Origin of the sequence: Campylobacter jejuni, assembly GCF_049221745.1 — a bacterium.
GTDB classification, from domain to species: domain Bacteria; phylum Campylobacterota; class Campylobacteria; order Campylobacterales; family Campylobacteraceae; genus Campylobacter_D; species Campylobacter_D jejuni_E.
In genome coordinates this window covers 227,616-247,820 of the sequence record NZ_JBMJAO010000001.1, presented here as the reverse complement: position 1 = coordinate 247,820, position 20,205 = coordinate 227,616, and the positions used below count along the sequence as shown (strand labels likewise).

21 protein-coding genes and 1 pseudogene are annotated in these 20,205 nt (G+C 29.5%); 12 read left to right on the top strand and 10 right to left on the bottom strand.

Annotated features, from left to right (window positions below; translation table 11 throughout):
• Positions 1 to 3: 3 nt before the first annotated feature.
• Genes ACOTU8_RS01250 through aat form a run of 11 tightly spaced genes read left to right on the top strand, consistent with a single transcriptional unit; the run spans position 4 to position 10,128 of the window.
• Positions 4 to 1,725: a M3 family oligoendopeptidase gene (locus ACOTU8_RS01250; RefSeq protein ID WP_422341441.1), complete on the top strand. Its 1,722-nt coding sequence runs from the start codon at positions 4 to 6 to the stop codon at positions 1,723 to 1,725.
• Positions 1,719 to 2,156, top strand: coding sequence for a hypothetical protein (locus ACOTU8_RS01245; RefSeq protein WP_422341440.1), 438 nt, complete (start codon positions 1,719 to 1,721; stop codon positions 2,154 to 2,156). The genes ACOTU8_RS01250 and ACOTU8_RS01245 overlap by 7 nt, the downstream gene beginning before the upstream one ends.
• A complete protein-coding gene (locus ACOTU8_RS01240) occupies positions 2,153 to 4,228 on the top strand; it encodes an ATP-dependent helicase (protein ID WP_422341439.1) in 2,076 nt (691 codons plus the stop codon). Before ACOTU8_RS01245 ends, ACOTU8_RS01240 begins: the two co-directional genes overlap by 4 nt.
• Positions 4,225 to 5,043 (top strand): tRNA pseudouridine(55) synthase TruB, encoded by an 819-nt coding sequence (gene truB / locus ACOTU8_RS01235; RefSeq protein WP_422341438.1) that lies wholly within the window; start codon positions 4,225 to 4,227, stop codon positions 5,041 to 5,043. The genes ACOTU8_RS01240 and truB overlap by 4 nt, the downstream gene beginning before the upstream one ends.
• Positions 5,037 to 5,264 (top strand): carbon storage regulator CsrA, encoded by a 228-nt coding sequence (csrA, locus tag ACOTU8_RS01230; RefSeq protein ID WP_002852854.1) that lies wholly within the window; start codon positions 5,037 to 5,039, stop codon positions 5,262 to 5,264. The genes truB and csrA overlap by 7 nt, the downstream gene beginning before the upstream one ends.
• Positions 5,261 to 6,028, top strand: coding sequence for a 4-(cytidine 5'-diphospho)-2-C-methyl-D-erythritol kinase (gene ispE, locus ACOTU8_RS01225; protein WP_422341437.1), 768 nt, complete (start codon positions 5,261 to 5,263; stop codon positions 6,026 to 6,028). Before csrA ends, ispE begins: the two co-directional genes overlap by 4 nt.
• Entirely contained in the window at positions 6,025 to 6,477 is a 453-nt protein-coding gene (gene smpB / locus ACOTU8_RS01220) for an SsrA-binding protein SmpB (protein WP_422341436.1), read from the top strand. Before ispE ends, smpB begins: the two co-directional genes overlap by 4 nt.
• Before the next feature lie 10 nt (positions 6,478 to 6,487).
• Positions 6,488 to 7,090, top strand: a complete 603-nt coding sequence (locus ACOTU8_RS01215) for a TlpA disulfide reductase family protein (RefSeq protein WP_422341435.1) — start codon at positions 6,488 to 6,490, stop codon at positions 7,088 to 7,090.
• On the top strand, positions 7,090 to 7,380 hold the full coding sequence (gene clpS / locus ACOTU8_RS01210) for an ATP-dependent Clp protease adaptor ClpS (RefSeq protein WP_412689850.1): 291 nt from the start codon (positions 7,090 to 7,092) through the stop codon (positions 7,378 to 7,380). Before ACOTU8_RS01215 ends, clpS begins: the two co-directional genes overlap by 1 nt.
• The gene (gene clpA / locus ACOTU8_RS01205) at positions 7,377 to 9,506 is read left to right on the top strand and encodes an AAA family ATPase (RefSeq protein ID WP_422341434.1); all 2,130 of its coding nucleotides are present in this window, start codon (positions 7,377 to 7,379) and stop codon (positions 9,504 to 9,506) included. Before clpS ends, clpA begins: the two co-directional genes overlap by 4 nt.
• Positions 9,481 to 10,128, top strand: a complete 648-nt coding sequence (gene aat / locus ACOTU8_RS01200; protein ID WP_422341433.1) for a leucyl/phenylalanyl-tRNA--protein transferase — start codon at positions 9,481 to 9,483, stop codon at positions 10,126 to 10,128. The genes clpA and aat overlap by 26 nt, the downstream gene beginning before the upstream one ends.
• 22 nt (positions 10,129 to 10,150) lie before the next feature.
• Here aat and ACOTU8_RS01195 read toward each other — a convergent pair.
• The 3 genes and pseudogenes from ACOTU8_RS01195 to ACOTU8_RS01185 all read right to left on the bottom strand — a co-directional run.
• Positions 10,151 to 10,414, bottom strand: a pseudogene (locus ACOTU8_RS01195) (methyl-accepting chemotaxis protein); the annotation flags it as partial.
• Between the two features lie 583 nt (positions 10,415 to 10,997).
• Positions 10,998 to 11,624: a MarC family protein gene (locus ACOTU8_RS01190; protein ID WP_422341661.1), complete on the bottom strand. Its 627-nt coding sequence runs from the start codon at positions 11,622 to 11,624 to the stop codon at positions 10,998 to 11,000.
• A gap of 1 nt (position 11,625) precedes the next feature.
• Positions 11,626 to 11,997 carry a methionine-R-sulfoxide reductase gene (locus tag ACOTU8_RS01185; protein WP_422341432.1) on the bottom strand — a complete coding sequence of 124 codons (372 nt, stop codon included), beginning with the start codon at positions 11,995 to 11,997 and terminating at the stop codon, positions 11,626 to 11,628.
• An 89-nt stretch (positions 11,998 to 12,086) separates the two neighbouring features.
• On the opposite strand from ACOTU8_RS01185, the gene ACOTU8_RS01180 reads away from it, so the two are divergent.
• Positions 12,087 to 12,884 (top strand): ferritin-like domain-containing protein, encoded by a 798-nt coding sequence (locus tag ACOTU8_RS01180; RefSeq protein WP_422341431.1) that lies wholly within the window; start codon positions 12,087 to 12,089, stop codon positions 12,882 to 12,884.
• Here the strand turns inward: ACOTU8_RS01180 and pssA are convergent.
• The 7 genes from pssA to pglF form a co-directional block, all read right to left on the bottom strand.
• Positions 12,875 to 13,603: a CDP-diacylglycerol--serine O-phosphatidyltransferase gene (pssA, locus tag ACOTU8_RS01175; protein WP_002859122.1), complete on the bottom strand. Its 729-nt coding sequence runs from the start codon at positions 13,601 to 13,603 to the stop codon at positions 12,875 to 12,877. The genes ACOTU8_RS01180 and pssA overlap by 10 nt on opposite strands.
• Positions 13,604 to 13,612: 9 nt before the next feature.
• A complete protein-coding gene (locus ACOTU8_RS01170; protein ID WP_422341430.1) occupies positions 13,613 to 14,230 on the bottom strand; it encodes a phosphatidylserine decarboxylase in 618 nt (205 codons plus the stop codon).
• The gene (gene ftsH, locus ACOTU8_RS01165; protein WP_422341429.1) at positions 14,227 to 16,164 is read right to left on the bottom strand and encodes an ATP-dependent zinc metalloprotease FtsH; all 1,938 of its coding nucleotides are present in this window, start codon (positions 16,162 to 16,164) and stop codon (positions 14,227 to 14,229) included. The genes ACOTU8_RS01170 and ftsH overlap by 4 nt, the downstream gene beginning before the upstream one ends.
• A complete protein-coding gene (gene prmA, locus ACOTU8_RS01160) occupies positions 16,164 to 17,012 on the bottom strand; it encodes a 50S ribosomal protein L11 methyltransferase (protein WP_422341428.1) in 849 nt (282 codons plus the stop codon). The genes ftsH and prmA overlap by 1 nt, the downstream gene beginning before the upstream one ends.
• Before the next feature lie 22 nt (positions 17,013 to 17,034).
• Positions 17,035 to 17,427, bottom strand: a complete 393-nt coding sequence (gene cheY, locus ACOTU8_RS01155) for a chemotaxis response regulator CheY (RefSeq protein WP_422341427.1) — start codon at positions 17,425 to 17,427, stop codon at positions 17,035 to 17,037.
• 112 nt (positions 17,428 to 17,539) lie between these two features.
• Positions 17,540 to 18,433, bottom strand: coding sequence for a PDC sensor domain-containing protein (pglG, locus tag ACOTU8_RS01150; RefSeq protein WP_422341426.1), 894 nt, complete (start codon positions 18,431 to 18,433; stop codon positions 17,540 to 17,542).
• Positions 18,433 to 20,205, bottom strand: coding sequence for a UDP-N-acetylglucosamine 4,6-dehydratase (configuration-retaining) (pglF, locus tag ACOTU8_RS01145; protein ID WP_422341425.1), 1,773 nt, complete (start codon positions 20,203 to 20,205; stop codon positions 18,433 to 18,435). Before pglF ends, pglG begins: the two co-directional genes overlap by 1 nt.

Genomic DNA, 20,205 nt, shown 5'->3' with positions numbered 1-20,205 from the left:
AAAATGTTAGAATGGGATTTAAGTGCTTTATTTCACGATAAAGAAGCATTGCAAAATTTTACTCAAGATCAAATCCAACAAAGTTTAAATTTCAAAAAAAACTATGAAAATCGACTTTATACATTAAATGCTAACGAGTTTTTGCAAGCTTTAAAAGATTATGAAAATTTAAATCAAGCTCTTGGCAAAATTATGACTTATGCTTATTTGCTTTTTGCTAAAAACACTCAAAATGGTTCTTTTTATGCACAATACGAAGAAGAGTGCAAAAAAATAGAAGAAAATTTACTCTTTTTCGAGCTTGAATTTTGTGAGTTGGCTCCTGAAAAAAGTCAAGAATTTACAACTTTTTGCAAAGATTATAGTTTTTATCTTTCTAATTTACTGCAAAACAAACGCTATAATCTTAGCAAAAATGAAGAACGCATCATACTCTATCTTTCAAATACAGGTGCAAATGCCTTTAGTAGACTTTTTGATGAAAGTATGAGTGCTTTAAAAATCCCTTTTGAAGGTAAAAAACTTAGCGAAGAAGAAATTCTAAGCAAAATGTATGATGAAGATAGAAAAATACGCAAAAAAGCTGCTAAAAAATTCAGTAAAGTCTTGCAAAAAAATAGCAGACTTTTAAGTTTTATTATCAATATGATAAAAACTGAAAGAAAAAATGTAAGCTTATTAAGAGGTTATGAAAATGCTGAAATTTCAAGACATATCAGCAATCAAATTTCGCAAAAAAGCGTTGATTCCTTGATAGCAAGTGCGCAAAAACATTTTAGCTTAGTATCGCAATTTTATAAAAGAAAAAAACAAATTTTAGGCTATGATGAGCTTAAAGACTATGACAGATATGCACCCATAGGAAAAGAAGCAAGCTTTGATTTTAAAACAAGTAAAAATATTGTTTTAGAGGCATTTCAAACTTTTTCTCCTCAATTTTATGGTATAGCAAAAAATGCTTTTGATCAAGGTTGGATTGATGTTTATCCGCAAGAAAATAAACAAGGGGGTGCTTTTTCACATTCTGCAACTTCTGATGCACATCCTTTTGTTTTATTAAACTACACCAATAAAAGACGCGATCTTTTTACACTTGCACATGAATTAGGACACACCATTCATCAAAAACTTTCTTATAATGTAAGTTATTTAAATCAAAATACGCCTTTAACCACTGCAGAAACAGCTTCAGTTTTTGCCGAAATGCTAGTATTTGATTTTATTAAAGATAAGCTAAAAAAAGAAGAACTCCTATCCTTATATGCAAATAAAATCGAAGATATTTTTGCAACTTTTTATAGACAAATTAATTTTACTTGTTTTGAAAGACGCTTACATGCTCAAGAAAATGAACTTAGCACTGAAGAAATCAATAAAATTTGGATGGAAGAATCTCAAAAGATGTTTCAAGACAGCGTAAAACTTACAAAAAATTATGCTTCTTGGTGGAGTTATATTCCTCATTTTATCCATTCTCCTTTTTACTGCTATGCTTATGCTTATGCACAACTTTTAGTTTTAGCTCTTTATGGACTTTACAAAAGTAAAAAATGTGAAAATTTTAAAGAACTTTATATCAAAATGCTTTCTCTAGGAGGAAGTGTTAGTCCAAAAGAACTAGTAGGAATGTTTGGATTTGATATAGAAAATGAAAATTTTTGGGAAATAGGCATAAAAGAAATTCAAAAACTCATCAATGAATTTATGGAGTTACAATCATGTTAGAAAAAATTTTAAAAAATGAAAATTTTATCCACTCTATGCAAAAACATTGCTATGAAGTTATTTCGCATCTTATAGAAGAAAATGTAGAATTTTCTATAATTGCTAATACAAATTTTATAGATTTTGATCCTGAGCTTCCTAAAGAACTTGATGTTAAACAAAATCCTTACGCTCTTTTTGCTCTTGGAGGTTATACCTTTAAATCTATAGAACTAAACAAAGATTTCATTCAATTTCACGCGGGCTTTGGAAATGATGATTTTGACAGCTTTGTAAAGGTTGATTTAGGAGCTATCACGCAAATTCAAATAGAAAATAGCATTTTATTTGTTAATTTTAGCCTTTATAAACGTGAAGATAATAAAAATTTGCAAAAATCTAAAAATATATTTTTAAAAAATCCAAAAAATAAAGATATTTTTAAGAAATGAATCTATTTAAAGATTTAAATGATAGTCAAAAAGAAGCAGTAAGCCACATTGATGGAGCTATGCTTATTTTAGCAGGTGCAGGTAGTGGAAAAACCAAAACTATTACTACTCGACTTGCTTATCTTATTGGTGAAGTGGGTATTCCATCCCATAATACTCTTACTCTTACTTTTACAAATAAAGCAGCTAGTATTATGCGTCATAGGGCATTAAATTTTCTACAAGGCAATCACAATCCTTTGCTTTGCACCTTTCACAAATTTGGACTTTTATTTTTAAAACTCCATTTTGAAAGATTGGAGCGTAAAAATAGCTTTATTGTTATTGATACAGATGATACAAAAAAAATAATTAAAGACTTAATCCATGATAAAAACAAAGATAATGTCTATGATATTATCAAATACATATCTTATTGTAAAAATGAAGGCAAAAGAGTAAGTAATGTCTTTGAAGATTTAAATTTACTAAAAGAACATAATTTTGAAAAATATCAAAATGAATACAAATTTGCCAACTATTACCGTGCTTATGAAGAATACTTATTAAAACAAAATTTTGTAGATTTTGATGATCTTTTATTACTAAGCAATCTCATTTTAGAAAATGATATAAATTTTGCCAAAGAACAAAGCTTACTTTATAATTACATTACAGTTGATGAGTATCAAGATACTAATACCTTGCAATATAAAATTCTAAAAAATCTATGTTGTATGCATGAAAATATCACAGTTGTTGGTGATGATGATCAAAGTATTTATAGTTGGCGTGGAGCAAAAATTGAAAATATTTTAAATTTTCAAAATGATTTTAAAAATGTTAAACTTGTAAAACTTGAACAAAACTATCGTTCAGTAGGGACTATTTTACAAGCAGCAAATAATCTCATATCTCACAATGAGCAACGGCTTGGAAAAACTTTAATCTGTACTAAAGATACTGGTGAAAATATTAAAATATTAAAAAACGAAAACGAAAAAAACGAAGGTTTACATATAGCTCAAGAAGTAAAAAAATTGCTAAATTCTGGAGTAGAAGCTAAAGAGATCGCCGTTTTATTTCGAGTTAATGCACTATCAAGAGCAATAGAAGAAGCATTTATGAAGGAAAAAATTTCTTATAGACTGCTTAGCGGTATGCGTTTTTATGAGAGATTAGAAATAAAAGATTTAATCTCGTATCTTAGACTTATCTTAAATCCAAATGATGATTTGTCGTTTAAACGTATTATCAATCGCCCTAAAAGATCCATAGGAGAAAAAGCTCTAAAAAATTTAGAAGAATACGCAAAAAAACGTCAAATTTCACTTTTTGATGCCCTATGCGAAAGCGATGGTGGTATAGGAATTTTAACAACAAAAAAAGCACAAAATGAAGCAAATATTTTTATACAAAATATTCACACTCTAAAAAGCTACGATAATGCAAAAAAAGTTTTTGATAATATAGAAGAATTATTTAAAATCAAAGATTATTTTTCAGAGCAAGATGATGGAGATGAAAGAATCAGAAATCTTGATGAGTTTTATGCTAATCTAAGAGAAAAACTCAAAGAAGATCCCGAAGCTTCTTTAGAAGATCTACTTGGTGAAATTTCTTTATTAAGCGATCAAGATAATTTAGATGAAGAATGTGTTTGCTTGATGAGTATTCATGCTAGCAAAGGTTTGGAATTTGATTATGTTTTTATAATAGGCTTTGATGAAGGATTTTTTCCTTTAAATAGCGAAGAAAATCTTGAAGAAGAACGCCGTCTTGCTTATGTTGCTATCACTCGTGCCAAGAAATTTCTCACAATAAGTGTTGCAAATTCTCGTTTTTATCATGGTTCAAGAGCAAACATCATTCCTAGTCGCTTCTTGGAAGAAAGTAAATTAATCAATGAAAAATCAAAAAATCAAAATATACAAAAAACTAGTTTTTGCAAAGGAGATCTAGTTAAACATAAAATTTTTGGCATTGGTAGGGTTGTTGAAGTTAGTAAAAGTGGAAAAGAAGAAAAGCTTAATATTAATTTTGGTGGTATAATGCGTGTAATCATGGCAAGCTTTGTGGAAAAAGCAGTATGAACAAGATCTTTGCAGCCTTTAAACCAAGGGGTTTAAGTTCTAATGCCTTTTTAAGTACTTTAAAGAAAAAATATAAAAATAAAAAAGCAGGATATTCTGGCACTCTTGATCCTTTCGCCAAAGGGGTTTTAATCGTTGCATTTGGACAATACACAAAACTTTTCCGTTTTTTAAAAAAAACTCCAAAAACCTACAAAGCTACTTTATGGCTTGGAGTTTACTCCTTAAGTCTTGATGATCAAAATATAAAAGAAATTCAAAATATAAAAGAATTTAATCTTGCAATCTTAAAACAAATCATTGATCAAATGCAAGGAATTATCTCCTATACACCACCGCAATTTAGCGCCAAAAGAATCAATGGAACTCGCGCCTATGAACTTGCAAAAAAAGGTATAGAAGCAAATTTAAAACCTTGTCAAATGGAAGTATTTGATTGCAAGATTTTAAGCTATAATCATCCTTTTTTAAATATCGAAATCACAGTCAGTGAAGGTGCTTATATAAGATCTTATTGTGAGCTTTTTGCTAGAAAACTAGGTATTAATGCGACTTTAAGCTCTTTAGAGCGTATTAAAGAAGGTAAGTTTATTTATAATGATGAAAAAAGCTTAAATGTGTTAAAATATATCGATTTAAAACCAAATTTTATTAAAGATTTAGACAAACTTGAAAATGGTACTAAAATTTCCATTGAAGAATTAACATTTCACGATGAAGGAGATTATTATATTGAAACAGAAAAATATTTTAGCATAATTAATATTAAAGAAAATACAGTAAAATATCTTCTAAATAAGGTTGAAAAATGTTAATATTATCAAGAAAAGAAAATGAAAGTATAATTATCGGAGAAGGTATAGAAATCAAAGTCGTTCAAACAGGGAAAGGATATGCCAAAATAGGCATAGAAGCTCCAAAATCTCTTATGATACTAAGAAAAGAACTTGTTCAACAAGTAAAGGATGAAAATTTGCATTCTGTTGTTCAGAATGATATTAAACTTGATGACTTAAGCAAAAAACTAATCAAATGAAAGCTTACGCTAAAGCAAATATTTTTTTAAAACTTACCGGTTTTGACTCAAGAAAATATCATCTTTTAGAATCACGATTCATACTTTTAAAAGATGTTTTTGATGAGCTTGAGCTTGTTGATAAAGAATCAGATTCTAAAAAAGAATTTGAAATCATTAGTAATTTTAAATGCGAAAATAATATTATTCAAAAGGCTTATTTGCTGCTTTCTAAAAGATATAATAACGAATTAAAAGAATTATTTAGCAAAAAAAGCCTAAAACTCACAAAAAATATCCCAGTATGTGCTGGGCTTGGTGGTGGAAGTAGCGATTGTGCGAGTTTTTTACTACTAATAAATGAAACCCTAAATTTAAAATTAAGCTTGCAAGAACTTATAAATTTAAGCATACAACTAGGAAGTGATATTGCCTTTTTTTTAAGCGGATTTCACTCTGCTAATGTAAGTGGCTGTGGTGAAACTATAGAAGAATTTGAAGATGACGTACCTAATTTAAAATGGACTTTTCCACAAATATCTTGCCAAACTAAAGCTGTTTATGATGAATTTGATAAAAAAATGTTTGACTTTCAAAAAAACAATAATCAAGCGCAAATCTACAAAAAACTCAGCACAAAAGAGTTGTTACAAAACTTTAAAAACAAAGAATTAAATGATTTATTTACTCCTTGTGTAACTTTATATCCTAAAATGAAGTCTTACTTACAAGAAGATTTCTTTCTAAGCGGTAGTGGTAGTAGCGTTTTTAAGGTTGATCGATGAAAATTATTGCGAGAAATAAAAAAGCTTTATTTGATTATAGCATCATAGAACGCTTTGAAGCCGGAATTGTCCTTAAAGGAAGTGAAGTTGTAGCCTTAAGAGCAGGAAGAGCAAATCTTAAAGACTCTTTTGTTCGCATTATAAAAGGAGAGATTTTTTTACTGAATTCTCATATTTCATTGCTTCATACTACACATTCTTTCTATAAACACGAAGAAAGAGACGCTAGAAAGCTTTTAATGCATAGAAAGCAAATTGATAAATTATTAGGTAAAGTAAGTATAGAAGGATATACTATCGTTGCATTAGATCTTTATTTTAACACAAAAAATAAAGTAAAAGCTACCCTTGCTTTAGCTAAAGGGAAAAATTTGCACGACAAGCGTGAAACTTTAAAGAAAAAGCAAGCCGATTTAGAAGCTAGAGCTGCTATGAAAAATTATAAATAAAGGAAATTAAATGAAAAAAATTTTAGCCCTATTTTTAATAAGTTTAGCATTTTTTCTTAATGCTTGCTCCAAAGAAGAAGAAATTCAAAATGATTTTATGTTTGAAGAATATCACAAAGGAGATAAAATAGTCTTAAATAGTGTAAATGGTGGAAGCAAAACTTTAATAAGAACAGATAAAGGTTTTGTGGTAGAAGGAGAGGAAGGAAAAGTTCTAATGTTTGATTTTTTTGGCACTTTTTGCACCCCATGCAAAGAAGAAGCTTTAGATCTTAGCAAACTTTGGAAAAATAATTCTAGCAAATTTATCATTATAGGACTTACACATTTTGAAGATGTTAGCGATGAAACAGTTAAAAAATTCGCGGATGATTATGGTGCTTACTATTTTCTAAGCAATGGCAGCTCTAACGATCGTATTATTGCTCAAATTTTAAAAGATATAGACTATCAAAATATGGAGCAACTTCCTTTTAAGGTTGTTTTAAAAAATGGAATTTATCAAAAAATAAGCGATTACTGGAATAATAATGCCTCAACAAATTTTTATCTTGGTAAAATTCCAACAGAACTCATGCAAGAAGATTTAAATAAAATCTACAAAGGAAAATAATGCCAAAAACCCAAACTCTAGAGCAAACAAAACTTAGTGAACCAAAAATGTATAAAGTTATACTCTTAAATGACGATATAACAACCATGGATTTTGTTATAGAAATTTTGATGAATATTTTTCATCAAAACCTTGAAAAAGCAAGTCAAACAATGTTAGAAATTCATCACAATGGTTCTGGAATTTGTGGCATTTACACCCAAGAAATAGCTCTTTCAAAACAAAAAAAAGTTATAGATGCGGCTAAACTTGCTAATTTTCCGCTACAAGCAAAGGTAGAAGAAGAATGAAATACCAAGAAAATTTACAAAAATATCTTGATAATGCCAAAAATCTAAGCTTAATAAACCACCATGAATTTGTTACCTGTGAGCATGTACTGTTTACATTACTAAAACTAAGCACTGATTTTAAAGATATATTTGAAGAATTTTCAGATGGAGATCTTGAACTTCTAGAAACTGAATTAAAAAATTACATTTCTCAAAACAATCAAGTTATTAAACAAGAAATAGAACCTACAATATCTGTTGTTTTAGATGAAATCTTACTTGCGTCTAGAAACAAAAATAATGAAATAAAAATTATAGATTTTTTAGAAAAGCTAATACAAGATTCAAGAAACTATTCTAGTTATCTTTTAAAAAAACACAATATCAATCTTAACAAAATTCAAGAACTTCAAAATCATGAAAATATACAAAATTTAAGCAACCACACAAGTGATTTAACACTTTTAGCTCAAAATGGCAAGATTGATCCTTTAATAGGAAGAAAATTTGAACTTGAAAGAATGATGCAAATTCTTTCACGTCGCAAGAAAAATAATCCTATTTTAGTGGGAGAAGCGGGAGTTGGCAAAACGGCCATTGTAGAAGGATTAGCATTGGCTATTGCGGAAAAAAAGGTGCCTAAAAACTTACAAAATGCAAAAATTTTTAGTCTTGATATGGCTAGTATACTTGCGGGAACAAAATACCGTGGAGATTTTGAGAAACGAATTAAAGAAATTTTAAATGAACTTGAGAAAATACCAAATGCTATTTTATTTATTGATGAAATTCACACTATAGTAGGAGCTGGAAGCACAGGAGAATCCCATACTGATTTTTCCAATCTTTTAAAACCGGCTCTAAGTAATGGAACTTTAAAATGCATAGGTGCAACAACTTTTATGGAATATAAAAATACTTTTGATAAAAATAAACCTCTAAGTCGCCGTTTTGCTAAAATAAATGTAGATGAACCAAGCCAAGAAGAAAGCTTGCAAATTCTTAAAGGATTAAAAAACAAATATGAAGAATTTCATCATATAAAATTAAACGATGAAATTCTTCAATATGCTGTAATTTGGGGTAAAAAATTTTTTAATGATAAATTTTTACCTGATTGCGCTATAGATCTGATCGATGAACTTGGCGCTTCTTTTGCTTTAAATCCAAAAGCTAAAAAAAATGCCAATTTAAAAGATTTAGAAAATGTTTTAGCAAAAATGACCCACCATCACAAAATGTTTGAATTCGATCAAAATAAAGCTTTAATGAATTTAAAAACAAATTTAAAAGCGAAAATTTTTGGCCAAGATGAAGTTATAGATAGCCTTGTTTCATCACTTAAGCAAAGTTTCGCAGGATTTAAAAATTCCAATACACCACGCGGAGTGTTTTTGTTTACTGGATCAAGTGGAGTTGGAAAAACAGAACTTTGCAAAGCTTTAGCTGAATTTTTAGGTTTAAATTTAGAACGCTTTGATATGAGTGAATATGCAGAAAAACATGCCATAAGTAAACTAATAGGATCTCCAGCTGGATATATAGGTTTTGAAGAGGGTGGACTTTTAAGCAATGCTATTCGCAAAAATCCTTTCAGTCTTGTTCTTTTTGACGAAATAGAAAAGGCTCATCCTGATTTAAGCAATACCTTTTTACAGATTTTTGACAATGCTAAACTCACTGACAATAGCGGTCTTAAAGTAGATTTTAAAAATACAATCATTATTATGACATCTAATCTAGGACTTAAAGAAAGCAATGAGCTTGGTTTTTTAAGTAAAAATAAAGAAAAAAGTAATCGTGCTATCAAAGACTTTTTTGCTCCAGAATTTATTAATCGTATTGATAAAATTTTACATTTTAATGATTTAAATGATGCTATACTTGTTAAAATTATCGAAAAAGAACTTGACGAAATTTCTAAAAATTTAAATAATATAAAATTATCAGTGGATGATAAAACTAAAATTTATTTAGCTAAAAAAGCCTATAATAAAGAATTTGGAGTAAGGCTTTTAAAACGCATAATTTCTGAGGAGATAGGAGAAAAAATCAGTGATGAAATTTTATTTGGTAAGCTTAAAAAAGGCGGTATAGCTAAAATCAAACTTGGTAAAAATGGAAAGCTCGAATTTATATTCTAAATTACTCAATGCACCTAAAAATGCTCCTGTATTTTTAGGTCAAAATTTAGAAGCTGATTTTATTGTAAAAGCTTATACTTTTGGTCTATTCCCATGGACAAGCAAACCTGTAACTTGGTGGTGTCCAGATCCTAGATGCGTTTTAATTCCAAATCAAATTCACATCCAAAAAAATATGAAAAAATTTATTAATCTCTATCAAATTAAACTTGATTATGATTTTTTAAAATTAATTACATTATGTCGCGATACACGCTCTCAAAGTTGGATAGATGATGAATTTATTACCACTTATTATAAGTTATTTACCCAAGGCTATGCGCATAGCCTTGAACTTTATGAAAATAATGAACTTATAGGTGGAATTTATGGTTTAATTTTAGGCAAGGTTTTCTTTGGTGAAAGCATGGTAAGCATTAAAAAAAATGCATCTAAAGTTGCCATGATTAAACTTTGTGATTTATTAAAACCTTATGATTTTATCATAGATTGTCAAGTTTATAATCAACATTTAGAATTTATGGGTGCTCATAATATTTCTAGGAAAGAATTTTTAAATATTTTAAAAGAAAAATGCAATCAAGAAAGTGGTTTTAAAAATTTTAAAGATTTAATTACTTAAAAAATAAGCGTGAAAATCACTCTTATGACATTGCTTTAGCAACTTCAGCAGAGCTTTCACGAATTTTCTCCATACATTCTCTTGCTTCTTTTGCAAGTTCAACACTTTGATTAACATCCTCTAAACTGCTTTTAATACTCTCAACCACTTGCAATGTAACATTGCGAATAAAATTAATCGTAGCGGTAATTTCATTAACTGAATATCCTGTTCTTTCAGCTAAATTTCTTACTTCATCAGCAACAACAGCAAAACCTCTACCATGTTCACCAGCACGTGAATATTCTGAACATTTGAAACAGTGCTTTCAATTACACGATCTCCATCTTGAGTAAGATTATCATTTTTCTCTGCAAGTTCGCTTATGAGGCGAAGTTTTTCTTGATCTTTTTTAACTTACTCACTTATATCTGTAGCAAATTTAATAATCTTGTAAATTTTTCCATCATCATTTTTAACCGGATTATAACTTACTTCGAGGTATACTTTTTTTATTATTTCTTCCGTATCTTATATATTTACCTGATTGAAATTTACCTTCTCTTAAATCTTCCCAAAAATCACTATATGCTGAAGAATTAACAACTTCAGGCAAACAAAACATACTATAATGCTTACCCTTGATCTCTGAAAGGGAGTATTTCATAGTTGTTAAAAATTTTGATTTGCCTCTAAAATAACGCCATCAGTGATAAATTCAATTACCACCATAGTATTCCCAATAGATCTTAAAATATCTCCTAAACCATTATACTTTTTTCAAGTTATTCAATTATTTCAGTATTATTTTTCTTAGCACCAAATATAAAACTCACCTTTTTAATAATAAATTATTTTAAAATTATATCATATTTATAAATTATATTAATTTATAAGTTAAATATATCCTTTAAACCTACAATAATCATCTTAAACCCCATAGCAGCAATGAATACTTGTGCTATACGAGAAAAAACATGTAAAATTAATTTTCCAACAATCTTTTCTATGGTAGCTGCAAAATGAAAAAGTATAAACATAAAAATAAAAGCTATCATTACTCCGCCAAGAGCAACATCAAGCCCACCATCTTCGGCTATAACGATAACACTAGCTAAAGTTCCAGGCCCAACAAGCATAGGAAATGCCATAGGTATTAAACTCTGTCTCAAAATTTCCTTATCATCCATATTCTGATAAGAACTAAAATCCTTAGTTGCAATTTTTGTTGAAAAAAGTAAATTTTTAATAGCCATTATAATAAGAACCAAACCACCAGAAACCCTTAAATCATCTAATGAAACTCTAAAAATATAGTTCATAAATAAAGGTCCTGATAATAAAAATACCAAAACTATAGTAAAAGCTGTATAGAGAATAGTTCTAAAAAGTTTTTTTCGAAGCATTAAAGGCAATCCATCACTCATAGCCAAAAATTGAGTTAAATTGCCAAAAGGATTTAATATGGCAAGTAAAGTAATTGCAGCAAAAAACATCAAATAAAGCTCAGAACCCATACTAGAAAACACTATCATCCTTAGTTTTTACAAATTCCAAAGAAATAGAATTTACACAATGTCTTACATTTTTAGCAGAAAATCCTTCTCCTTCAAAAACATGACCTAAATGTCCATTGCAGTTTGCACATACAATCTCGGTTCTAATCCCATCTTTATCAGGAATTCTTTTAATAGCCCCTTTTATTTCATCATCAAAGCTAGGCCATCCACAACCTGATTTAAATTTATCTTCGGATTTATAAAGCGAAGCTCCACATTGCTTGCATTGATAGATTCCTTTTTCATAAAAATCATTATATTTTCCACTAAAAGGAGCTTCTGTTTCTTTATTTAAAATTACTTTTTTTTCTTCTTCATTTAATTCTTTCATGATCTACCCTTGTAAAATAATTTTTATATTATATAATTAAAATTTCAATTTTAAATGATAAATTTTTATAATTTTCAAGAAAGTTTTAAATGCAAAAAGAATTTTTTCAAGAACTTCAAAATATTTTATATGAAAAAAATACAACTATAAAATTTCACTCTTTTCAAAATTTTTATGAAAACTTTAAAAGCCACAAATTTATTTTTAATCACGAGCATCAAAGTATTTTCAAAAAAAATATATCGCAACAAATTACCCTACTTCATCCTACGCGCATAAGAAGACCTAAATTTGTCAATTCAACTCATGCGCTTGCTAAAATAATTCATTCAGTCGCTCATATAGAATTTAATGCAATTAACCTAGCTTTAGATGCAAGTTATCGCTTTAAAAATCTACCTTTGCAATTTTATTATGATTGGCTGGAGGTGGCAGATGAGGAAATTAAACATTTCAAACTTTTAAATTCAGCACTTGAAGAACTTGGTTACAAATATGGAGATTTTCCAGTGCATGATAATTTAGAATCTGCTCTAGAAGCTACAAAAGACTCTTTAAGCTTTAGAATGGGAGTAGTTCATAGAGGTTTAGAAGCTAAAGGGCTTGATGCCAACCCCTTTGTTGTTCAAAAACTTCAAAGTTCCAATCATTCCATTAAAAATCTTTTAATGGAATATCTTGAAATTATACTTAATGATGAAATAAAACACGTTAAAAAAGGAGATACTTGGTGGAAATTTTCAAATCAAAATAAGTATGATTTTATTGAACTTTGCAAAACGTTTAAACAATTCTCTCTTGCAGGAAAAAAACTTAACATTCAAGCAAGAATCAAAGCTGGCTTCACTCAAGAAGAATGCAAAGTCATTGAAAAATTTTACTCTTGATTTCTTATCTTAAATTTTGAAACGATAATGGTATATAAAACCCGAATAATTCCATAAAGTACATACAAGCTTGCTAAAATTACTAAACTTTCAAGAGGGTAAAGATATAAAAATGAAAATATTATAATTAAAATAATCAAAACTTTTAAAACACTAGAACGATTAAAATCAAGCTTTTTAAAGCTAGGATAGCGTATATTACTTACCATTAAAAGCCCTAAAATTGCTTGAAGTACCAAAAAAACTACACCATAAGGCTTTAAAAAATCATAACTGATAAACGCATAAGTCCATATAGCACTCACAACTGCTGCAGTAGGTATAGGAAGACCTATAAAAACAGAAGGTTCATAAGTACCTGTAGTAACATTAAATCTCGCCAAACGAATAGCTCCAAAAACCACAAAAAAAGCCGTAATCAAAGATCCAAGTTTTCCAAAATCATAACCTATAGCCATATAAAAAAGAACCGCTGGAGCAACTCCAAAAGCTACTAGATCAGCTAAAGAATCAAATTCAACTCCAAATTTTGAAGTAGAATTTGTAAGTCTTGCAACACGACCGTCAAGCCCATCGCAAATCAAAGATAAAATAATATAAATCAAAGCTGTATAATAATTTCCGTGTATTGAAGCTATAATAGAAATAACCCCTAAAAAAGCTGAAGCAGCTGTAAAAAGATTGGGTAAAATATAAATTAATTGCGGTCTGTTATTCATTATTTTTCCTTACGCAAAATAGCCTAGCAATGAACCTGCTTTAATTTCATCATTTAAGCCTATATGAATTCTAGTATCTTTTGGTAAAAGTAAACTTATAGATCCATTGATTAAAAAACCCATTCTATCTCCTGCTTTCAAATCATGAGAAATATTATCGAGCTTTAATTTTCTATCAAAAGAACCTGCATAGATTCGCAAGGCTATCATTTTATTCTCTTTAACTTTTGCTAAAATAAAGACTCTTTCATTCATCATTTTTGCAGATTTTAGTTCACTGCACAAAAAAAGCCCATGTCGTAAACGAATATCTATTATAGACATTGCAAAAGGTGCATTAAAATTCCCAGCATCATAAAGAGCATTTTTAATAGTAATTTCAACACATTCACCCAAATTTTTATGATGAATATTTTCTATTTTAGCAACCCTACCATCTATAGGTGCAAAAATAGCTTTTTCATCACTACAAACAAGTTCTCTTTTGGGCATTCTAAAAAGAAAAATACAAATTACAATTAATGCTAATAACAAGATGGAAAAAGAATAAAAAATCCACACAAAAATAAAAATCAAGCTTAAAATAATAAGACTTAAATATCCATCTTTTGCAATAAAATCTTTCATTCTTCTACTTTAACTTCAATTTTAGACTCTTCAAGATCTTGCAAACGAGTTGGTAGATTATTTTGATCCTCAAACTCTTTAATAATCTCACGCACTTTAGCACCTTCAATAGTTTCTTCTTCATAAAGGGCTGTAACCATAGTCTCAATCGCTCCCTTATAAGTATTTAAAGTATCTTTAACATCTTTATAGCGTTCATCTAAGGTTTTCTTTACATAATCATCCAAAGACTCTGCCATCTTTTCAGAATAATCTTTTATAGTTTGCCCACCACTTAAGAAAGCATTTCTTTGTTTTTCAAGCACCATAAGTCCTGCAATTTCACTCATACCATACATAGAAATCATAGCTTTTATGATATCGGTTGCTCTTTCTAAATCATTACTTGCACCCGTTGAAATTTCACCTATAAACACTTCTTCAGCCGCACGACCACCCAAAAGTACATCTACTTCAGCGATAAGTTCATGTTTTTGCATTAAAAATTTATTTTCCTCAGGAGTATTTAAAGTATAACCTAAAGCCGCAAGACCACGCGGAATCACAGAAACTTTACTTACACGTTTTGCGCCTTTGGTAGTTTCAGCAATCAAGGCATGACCGCATTCATGATAAGTAACAATTTTCTTTTCTTTTTCATTAATACGACGTGATTTCTTCTCAAGTCCTGCTATAGCTCTTTCAACAGCTTCAACTAAATCATTTTGTTCTACATATTTTTTAGAATCCCTACCTGCTAAAAGTGCTGCTTCATTAATAATATTTGCAAGATCAGCTCCTGCAAGCCCTGCGGTTAAGCGTGCTATATCTTCGACTTTAACTTTTGGGGAGATTTTGACATCTTTCATGTGCACTTTTAAAATATCACACCTACCTTTAAAATCAGGTTTATCAACTAAAACTTGTCTATCAAACCTTCCTGGTCTTAAAAGCGCTGCATCTAAAACTTCTGGGCGATTTGTTGCTGCTAAAACAATAACTGGGGAACTTTCTGTCCCAAAACCATCCATTTCAGCCAAAAGCTGATTTAAAGTTTGTTCTCTTTCATCGTTTCCACCCATCATGCCACTTGCTGCACGACTTTTACCAATAGCATCTATTTCATCTATAAAAACAATAGCAGGAGCTTCTTTTTTTGCATTTTCAAACAAATCTCTCACACGAGAAGCACCTACACCCACAAACATTTCTATAAAAGATGAACCTGAAACACTAAAAAACGGTACATCAGCTTCACCTGCAACTGCTTTTGCAAGCAAAGTTTTTCCTGTACCTGGAGGACCGACAAGTAAAAGTCCTTTTGGAATTTTCGCCCCCAATTTAATATATCTTTCAGGATACTTTAAAAAATCCACAATTTCTTTTACTTCTTCTTTGGCTTCTTCAACACCAGCTACATCACTAAATTTTACTTTAGGTTTTTCTGAATTTACAAGCTTCTTAGAACTTCCTATGCCCAATATAGAACTCCCCATATTTTTTTGCATACGACTTGCCAAAAACATCCAAATACCAAAGAAAATAAACACTGGCAAAACCCATGAAAAAAGTATATCCGTAAACCAATTTGTTTCAGAATACGCACCATAAGCAATATTTTTACTATCTAGTAAACTCACAAGCTCAGGATCATTAACTTTTTTTGCTATATAAACAGTATTGTGAGAGCTTGAAATCGCTTTGATTGTTGTTTGTCCTATGCTAACTTGATTGATTTGCCCACTTTCAATAAGCTTTTTTAACTCAGAATAAGGGACATTTTTATTTACTTCATTGCCATTCAATGCTCCGCCAAAAGAACCATTGCCATCAAAAAATCCCTTAAAAATAATTATCATTACAATTGCAAAAATCGCAAAAATAAAAATGGGATTTTTGTTAAAAAAATTATTACCCTGCGGATTACCTTTATTATTTGGGGTATTATTATTCATTACTTATCCTTTTTATTATTTTTATATACAAAACTACACCACTCATTGATTTGCATTTTATCAATAAGTTCTAGATCTTGAAATTTTTCTTTAATTCTTGTTGAATATTTATCTAAAATTCCTGACAAAATAAGTATAGCATTATCTTCTAAATGGTTTTTAATATCTTTTTCCAAAATTAAAATCACATCTGCAATGATATTTGCAACAATTAGATTATATAAACCATTTGCTTTATCTATAGATCCACACCAAGCCTTGTGAAAATCGACACCATTTAATCTTGCATTTTCCAAAGAACTATCAATAGCCAACTCATCAGTGTCGCAAATTTCAACATTGCAGCCAAACTTTGCCATGATAATACCCAAAATTCCACTACCGCAACCAAGATCTAAGGCTCTTAATTTACTTTTAGAAAATTTTTGTAAAAATTTTACACAAGAATATGTGCTTTCGTGATGTCCTGAGCCAAAGGCTAAGGCTGGATTAATCTTTATATTTATACAATTCTTTTTTTCTTCTTGCCAAGTGGTATGGATGTAAACATTATCCACTAAAATAGGTTTTATACCTTTTTTATATTCTTGTATCCAGTCCTTGTTTTCTTTCTCTACAAGACTTAAATTAGAAATAATTTTATGATTTAAATTAAAAGTAGTTGTAAGTTTTTGAGCAAGTATTTCAAGTGCCCATGAAAGCTCTTCTAAACTCTCATGGGATCTAATGTAAACACCATTATCTTTCTCTTCTATGGCTTCTATACCTAAATCAAAAGCAAAATCAAGAAATAAATTTTTATACTGTTCTTCTACGATAAAGAACAATTCGTAATATTTTTTTTGCATTTAGAATTTTAAAAATCAGCCTTTACTCAGCTCCACCTTCTCCACTTCCTGTTCCTAAAACATCTTCAAGTTTTTCCTTTAAAACTTGTGGAGTAAAAGGTTTTACAATATAGTTATTTACGCCAGCTTTTAAAGCAGTAATCACTTCAGCTTTTCCGCCCTCAGTTGTAACCATGATAATAGGCATATCTTCATATTTTTTCTCTGCTCTTACTTTTTTTACCAACTCCAAGCCATTCATTTCTGGCATATTCCAATCTGTAATTAAAACTTTTACATCTTCATTTTTAGTTAATAAATCCCAAGCTTCAATGCCATGCTCGGCTTCTAAAACATCATCGTGTCCAAGTCTTGTTAGGGTATTTTTAATAATCCTTCTCATAGTAGAACTGTCATCAACAACTAACAATTTCACAATTTCGTCCTTTCAAAGTTTTTATAGTTTTATTTTACCCTTTTTAGCCTTATTAATCAAGCCAAAAAATTCTAAAAAATGGCATTATATCATCTTTTACTTAAATTTTTACTCAAATATTATTATTTTTATACTTAACCGTAAATAAATATACACTTAAACCCAAAAGAAGTAAGCTCACTCCACCGATAAGATAAATCGCATAAATCATCTGAGAAAGATCACCAATAGCAAGTTTAAATACCAACATCAAAGCTTCTATAGCTAAAGCAATGATAATAGATCCCAAAAATCTAACCATGGTTTTTTGAATTCCACCTTCTTCTTTTTTTGTCCTTCCTAATACTTCTTGTTCGATTAAAGTTTTTGCCAAATCAAAAATAGCTAAAGCTAAAGTTATAGCAATAGTGCTTTCAAACATATGTTCTATACCTATAGCTTGATTATCAAAAAGACTAAAAAAACCTTTTTGAAATAAAAAACAAGTAATCACAAATAAAACCAGTGCGAAACAAAAATATACTAAACGACTAAACTGAGTAAAAACAAACTCAAATTTTCCTGCTTGAATAATCTTTAAAATATCTTCAAGTTTTATATCAATACAAACAACAAAAAGCAAGTTATTTTTATCATCGTAAATTGGCATAGAAGCTGTCACGCAAAGTTCGTTGTTTAAAACCGAAGGATAAGGATCACTCAAAACACATCGTCTTAATTTTATAGCTCTATAAAAATAAGAACGAGTACTTCTATCCTCACCCTGCCCTATTTCATGAGCCTTATTTAAGGAAATCGCATTTTCTATTTGCATACCTGAAATATCTAAGATATACAAAGCATCAAAAACAACAACTTCATGAGCTATTTTATCCAAAGCTGTTTTAATAGTTTCTAGATGAATGTCAGGAAGTTTATTAGGCAAATTTCTTGTTAAAATATAACTCATATAAGCTCTAGCACGATAGCGATTATCTTCAAATCTTTGTATATCTTTTATATACATTATACACCTTCTTTATTGTGTTTAAATTCAGGCACAATCTTCAACAAAGCCTCTGAAATATCTTCACATATTTGTAAATTTTCTATCTCTTTATTAAGCCAATCAAGATCAACCTTCTCATTCTTTGCTACAAAAATACTCTCATATTGCGTTTTAGCATCATTTTCATCAATCAAAAGCTCTTCATAAAGCTTCTCACCTTTTCTTAAGCCTGTGATTTTAATTTCTAAATCATTGCGATTAGAAAGTAAAAGCATTTTTTTAGCTAAATCTATGATTTTGACAGGCTTACCCATATCCAAAACAAAAAGTTCTCCCCCTTTTGCGATAGCTCCAGCTTGCAAAACAAGTTGCACTGCCTCAGCCACAAGCATAAAATAACGCACTATATCAGGGTGTGTTAAAGTTAAAGGCTCATTATTTGCAATTTGTGCTTTAAATTTTGGTATCACGCTACCACTAGAACCTAAAACATTACCAAAACGCACACAAGCAACTTCAAAATTTTCATCACTCATGCTTAAAGTATAAAGCTCACAAACTCTCTTAGTACAACCCATAATATTTGTTGGTCGCACTGCCTTATCTGTACTTATCATAACAAATTTTGCTACTTTATTTTCTTTAGCACTATCGCACAAAATTTTAGTTCCTAAAATATTATTAATTACCGCTGAATGTGGATTTTGTTCACAAAGAGGCACATGTTTATAGGCAGCTGCATGTAAAATAAGCTCAGGTTTATAAGTTTTTAATACCTCATCTAGACTTTGCTTATCTAAAATACTCAGCAAAATAGGAGTAATTTTTTCTTTATATAAATGTAAATCATCATTAATCTTATAAAGATTATACTCGCTATGATCAACCATAATAAGATGCTTAGCACCAAATTTAATACATTGCTTACAAAGTTCACTGCCTATAGTTCCACCTGCCCCACTTACCAAAACTACCTTGTCTTTTAAAAAAGCTACCACGGCACTATCATCTAAATCTTTTGGTTTTCTAGCAAGCAAGTCTTCTATACTGATATCTCTTGCCTCATTTCTTGTAAAAGAAAATATTTTTACATCGCAAATACCATAAGTTACAAGTTCTTCAAAAAGTTTTTTAAGCTCTTCTTGTTCAAGCCTTAAAGCAATAATGGCAGTTTTTACCCCTTGTTCTACATAAGATTTTATTTTTTCTTTTTCTTCTACAATAAATTTATCACAATAAGTCCCTATAAGCTCTTTTCTCGCATCAACTACACCCACAGGAAAAAGCCCTAAAGAACCTTCTTTTGCACCTTTTAACAAATGTAAAGCCTTAGAAGTTGCCCCTACTACAATACAAGGAGTTTCTTCTTCTTTCATTTTAGAAGGTTTAAAATCCACAAGCATTCTTTTACTAATTCTTAAAGTACCTATAAACATATAAGAAAGAACAAAATCTATCACAATAGCACTTCTTGGAAAAGGATTAAAAAAATCACTAAAAAAATAAAAAATAAGAAAAAAACAAAACTCAGCTAAAAGCAAAGCAATAAAAATTTTTCTTGCTTCATTGAGAGAAAAAAATCTCCAAGCTACTTTATAAATTCTAAAAACAAACAAAAATGAAAGCTTTAAAATAAGCAAAATAATAGCAGAAACCATCATACCATGATAAAAAATACTCGGAATATCTCCACTAAATCTCAAAGAAAAAGCCAGATAAACGCTAAGTAAAATTAAAACAATATCCGAAGTTAAAAAAAATGCTAATCTTTTGCTTTTATAAAAAATCAT